Below are 4,781 nucleotides of genomic sequence, written 5' to 3' on the forward strand. Positions count from 1 at the left end.
CCGTCTGTGGCGCGAAAGGGAAGGCCGGAAATCGGACAATCAGCATAGGTAATGCTACGGCTTGCCAATTGATCATGGATGGCAATGGCCTCAAGGCGGTCAATTGTTGAGGTGTCGATAATGGCAAGATCACCTTGTACCGATTCTGCAATACCACCAGCGCCAAAAATTACCTCATTCACCTCTTTGGCAGATGGAAGGCATAGGAATATGAGATGACAATTCGCCGCCAGATTGCCAATTGTGCCGGCAATGATGATATCGTCGCCATCCAGCCTGTCAGTGGCGGCTGGCACCGCGTCATAAGCGTAAAATGGTGCGGCGATTTTGGCCAGATTATTGGCCATGCCAAGCCCCATTTGGCCGAGGCCGATAAACCCAATACCGCTGTTACGCATCGTATTTTACCCCTTAAAAAGATGACCGGTGGTGGTGCCGAAATGAAACCGCCAACTATCAGTCTATACAGAAATTTTGCCTTGTATATATGGCGGCGTATATATGGTGGCGCACATATGACAACAGTTGTCAGCGCGGACATTGTGCATTAGCCTTCTTACCAATTATAATAATTTTGCTGGCCTAATCTTGCTTGGCATTGTCGCATGACAATATTAGCGGCCAGCATCCCACATATATCTTTCGTTAAGGATCCTTCAAATGGCTCAGCGTGAAATTCCATTTCTGTTTATGCGTGGCGGCACGTCGCGCGGCCCTTATTTTAATGCAGCTGATTTGCCATCTGATCGTGATGCTATTGCCAAAATCCTGCTTCAGGTGGTTGGCGCGGGTCATCCATTGAACATTGATGGTATTGGTGGCGGCAATGCTGTGACCAACAAGGTTGCGATGCTGTCACGATCTGCCGATGATGCGGCTGATATTGATTATTTCTTTGCGCAGGTTTCGGTGTTGGAACAGCTTGTCGATTTCAAACCAACCTGCGGTAATATTCTATCGGGTGTTGGCCCAGCGGCGATTGAAATGGGGCTTATGCCAGCCAGTGATCCCGTTACCGAAGTGCGGATCAAGCTTGTTAATACAGGCGCATTGGTCGTGGCAAGGGTGCAAACGCCGGGTGGGGTTGTGCACTATGATGGCGATACGGCCATTGATGGTGTGCCTGGAACCGCTGCGCGCATTGATTTACAATTTATGGATGTTGTTGGTGCGGCCACGGGTAAATTGTTGCCAACGGGTAACCTTCGTGACCAATTTGATGATATTGAAGTGACCTGTATGGATGTCGCAATGCCAACCGTTTGCGCGCGCGCCGACGCATTTGAACTTTCTGGATATGAGTCTGTTGAAGAGCTTGAAGCCAATAAAGACTTCATGACTAAGATGGAAACAGTAAGGCTCGCCGCTGGTAAGGCGATGGGCATGGGGGATGTGCGCAAATCTGTTACACCAAAATTTGCTGTGTTTGCGCCGGCAAAGGCTGGCGGCACCATTGCTGCCCGTTATTTTATGCCATGGCAAGCACACCCAACGATGGCGGTAACTGGTGCGCAATGTCTGGCTTCTTGTGCTATTACCCCTGGCAGTGTTGCCGACGGGCTATTGACGCGGCCAAGCGCAAATCCAGCAACAGTTACCATCGAGCATCCATCTGGAACGATTGACGTGGTTGTCGACTATGATGTCACCAACAATGGGCTTGATCTGAGATCTGCTGGGCTGGTTCGCACTGCGCGCAAATTAGCATCAGGGCAGTTATTTGTTTCCAGTTAACAGTCGGTTATAAAACCCATACGGCCACTTTTTTACTCGAGGGCCTTTCCAAACAGAACCAAGACAATTAATTTTGTGCCCTGACAATTGTGAGTGCCCGTTCCAAATTCCATTAAAGGGGTGGCGCGTTTAAACTTTTGATTTACTGCTACCAAACCGGCGCCAGAGGATAAAGCTGCTAATAGCGATTGCTGCAATCGCCAGGGTTGTCCGCAAAAAGCCGCCCATCATGAATAATGGTAATGATAGGGAAAGCAGCACTAATGGTGAAAATAGCCGCTCAATCAACGAGCCAGTATCGCGATGTTTCTGATAAATTGGGAAAATCATTGAGAATACGGCAACAATGGCAAAGAACAGAGACCAAGGCCGAACAAAAAACAGCATAGGGTCGGCGTCAATTGCTAAGGCTCGAGCTAAATTTAATTCCGCAATATTACCAAGAACAACACCAAGGATCATCGGCGCTAGTGGAAATCCCAATTGGCGCATAACAAAACCTAGGATACCAAAGAAGAACAAGGTCCAGATATCTTCAATTGAATTATGAAGCGCAAATACACCGATGGTTGCAAAGGTCAAAATTACTGTTGCTAGCACATAGGTTTTAATTCGAGTGACCAAAACAAAAACGCGGAGAACACCTGACTGCATACCAATCATAATGAAGCTGGCCAAGAAAAAGGCGATGTATATTGAATAAGCGAGGGCAGGTTCATCCTTGATGAAAGTCGGCCCGGGCACAATATCATGCATGAGTAAAGCCCCTAGCATAATTGCTGCCGTGATATCACCGGGTATACCAAGAGCCATAAGAGGGGTTAGTGCACCGCCTTCAACAGCATTATTTGATGTCTCTGGCGCAATAATGCCGCGTGGGTCGCCCTTGCCAAATTTTGAGTCATCTTTGGCTGCTTTTTTGGCTTGATCATAAGCGAGAATATTTGCGATGGAACCGCCGGCACCAGGCAAAATCCCTGTGAACATTCCAATCAGTGCTGAACGGATTACCACTACCCAATTTTTGATCAAAATAGCGATGGCGCGACGGTGCTCTATTTTTACCTTGACTTGTTTGCGGTCGCTAAGGGCATTTCGCGCAGTTACGGGATTGCGCAAATCAGACAGCAGCTGGGAAAAGGCAAACAATCCAATCAACACTGCAATAAAATCAAAACCTGTCAAAAGATAGTCAGAACCAAAATCAAACCGGCCAACGCCAACTGCTTCATCCTCGCCAACCGTCCGGATAAGCAAACCCGCAGCACCGGCAATCAAACCCTTAATCAGATGTTCGCCAGCTAGTGATGCTGTCACAGTTAAGGCAAACATAACCAGCATGAAAAAATCCCAAGGCTGGAACTCTAAGCCGACCATCGCGAGCTGGGGTGCGAACAGCACCAGAAGAACTGCTGAGATAATGCCGCCACAAAATGATGACCAAACGCCGATGCCAAGCGCAAGGCCAGGTTCACCATTACGCGCCATCGGAAACCCATCAAAGGTCGTCGCAACTGAAGATGGGGTTCCTGGAATGCCTGTTAGGATGCCAGACATAAGGCCGCCAGAAAGACCACCGACCAGAACTGAAATCATGGTTGCGAGCCCTTGTGCGGGTGGCATCGAAAAAGTGAATGGCAGCGTTAAAACAATCGCCATTGCAATTGTAAAGCCTGGAATAGAACCAGCCATTAGCCCTGCACCAACACCAATGACCATATAAATCAAAGTTATTGGATCAATTATGTTAAAAAGTGCTTCAAGAAAAATATCCATATGACGATCAAAGCCCCGTCAAAGACCCGCGTGGAAGGAACACTTCCAACGCAAAGGTGAATAAAAACCACATGCCTCCAGAAGCCCCAAGCGCAACCAATAAATGCATTAAAATTGAACTCCAGCCACCCAGAACAGTCAGCAAGATAAAACTAAATAAAACGTTGCCAATCAGCATGCCTAAATAAGGCAGCGTAATTAGGTAAACAGCAAAAATTGAAAAAACGGCAATCACATTTCGCCAATACAAAATAAATTCGCTAATAGTCTTTCTTGGGGTGGCATCTTTACGCTCTTTTGGCATGCCAATGGATTGCAGCAAATAAATCACACTCAAAATACTAATAATTATGATAATTAGCCGAGGCCAGGCTGCGGGTGATAATACACCATAGTCAGGCTCGCGAATTTCAAAGCTGGCAAGCATAAGACCGCCACACATCAAAATGAGACATAATGCTATTAAGCTATCCCGATTAAGTGTCATATTAAGACCGCGCCATTAGAAAATATTGTAAGGTTAATAAGAAGCTGGTGGCATCATGCCACCAGCTTTTACTTTTATGATAGCCACTCGCCACGGCAGCAACCCGACTATTTTTTGTACATACCAATTTCGATAGCAACAGCTTCATAGTCACTATAGATCTTGTCAGCATAAGCACGGAAATCATCAGGACCCTGGAAGCGAAGGCCGGTGCCTTTAGCGTCCATTGCGGCTTGCAGTGAAGGGTTGTCGACCGCCTGCTTAATAATGCCCGCCCACATGTCAATTATTTCACGTGGGGTTCCTTTTGGCGCTACAATACCGCGCTCGAGAGCAAAGGTCATGTCATAGCCAGCTTGTTTAAGAGTTGGAACATCAGGAATTGCTTTATCACGGTCATCCGATGCAATCGCCAGCGGCTTAATTGTACCGGCCTGTAGATGCTTCTTACCTGAAGCCACATTAACTGCGCCAAGAGTGATAGCACCTGACAACAGCGCGTTCATTCTTTCTGAGGTACCGTCATAAGGAACAAGATTTAATTTGATCCCCATTTTCTTTTCCAGCAAGAGCCAGATGAAATGTGATGTAGACCCAAAAGTGGCGCCGGCTGAAACCTTGCCCGGATTGGCTTTGGCATAGCTGGCCATTTCCTGAATCGAATTGAAAGGTGCATCTGCAGTTGCGCCGATGATGTCAGGTGTTACGGTGACATTGGCAACAGTATCAAAGCCATTATAATGGAAATCGATCCGGCCATTCAAAAAGCTGGTGATCGCTGACT

General features: G+C 47.2%; 5 protein-coding genes. 1 reads left to right on the plus strand and 4 read right to left on the minus strand.

Annotated elements, in window-relative coordinates; all coding sequences use genetic code 11:
• Window positions 1-398, minus strand: a 398-nt coding sequence (locus tag ABNT28_RS10035) for an NAD(P)-binding domain-containing protein (protein WP_348721512.1), incomplete at its 3' end; no start/stop codon positions are given.
• Window positions 399-660: 262 nt separating this feature from the next.
• On the opposite strand from ABNT28_RS10035, the gene ABNT28_RS10040 reads away from it, so the two are divergent.
• Entirely contained in the window at window positions 661-1,734 is a 1,074-nt protein-coding gene (locus ABNT28_RS10040; RefSeq protein WP_348721513.1) for a 4-oxalomesaconate tautomerase, read from the plus strand.
• A gap of 129 nt (window positions 1,735-1,863) precedes the next feature.
• On the opposite strand, the gene ABNT28_RS10045 is transcribed toward ABNT28_RS10040, so the two are convergent.
• From ABNT28_RS10045 to ABNT28_RS10055, 3 genes are all read right to left on the minus strand, one after another.
• A complete protein-coding gene (locus ABNT28_RS10045; RefSeq protein ID WP_332925060.1) occupies window positions 1,864-3,510 on the minus strand; it encodes a tripartite tricarboxylate transporter permease in 1,647 nt (548 codons plus the stop codon).
• Window positions 3,511-3,517: 7 nt separating this feature from the next.
• Window positions 3,518-3,997, minus strand: coding sequence for a tripartite tricarboxylate transporter TctB family protein (locus ABNT28_RS10050; RefSeq protein ID WP_332925059.1), 480 nt, complete (start codon window positions 3,995-3,997; stop codon window positions 3,518-3,520).
• 107 nt (window positions 3,998-4,104) lie between these two features.
• A partial coding sequence (locus tag ABNT28_RS10055) for a tripartite tricarboxylate transporter substrate binding protein (protein WP_348721514.1) occupies window positions 4,105-4,781 on the minus strand: 677 nt, incomplete at its 5' end.

The organism is uncultured Candidatus Puniceispirillum sp., assembly GCF_963979125.1.
Lineage (GTDB): Bacteria > Pseudomonadota > Alphaproteobacteria > Puniceispirillales > Puniceispirillaceae > Puniceispirillum.

Excerpts from the sequence above, each read along its gene's own strand:
- ABNT28_RS10040 (WP_348721513.1), top strand. The coding sequence starts at position 661 with ATGGCTCAGCGTGAAATTCCATTTCTGTTTATGCGTGGCGGCACGTCG.
- ABNT28_RS10045 (WP_332925060.1), bottom strand. The coding sequence starts at position 3,510 with ATGGATATTTTTCTTGAAGCACTTTTTAACATAATTGATCCAATAACT.
- ABNT28_RS10050 (WP_332925059.1), bottom strand. The coding sequence starts at position 3,997 with ATGACACTTAATCGGGATAGCTTAATAGCATTATGTCTCATTTTGATG.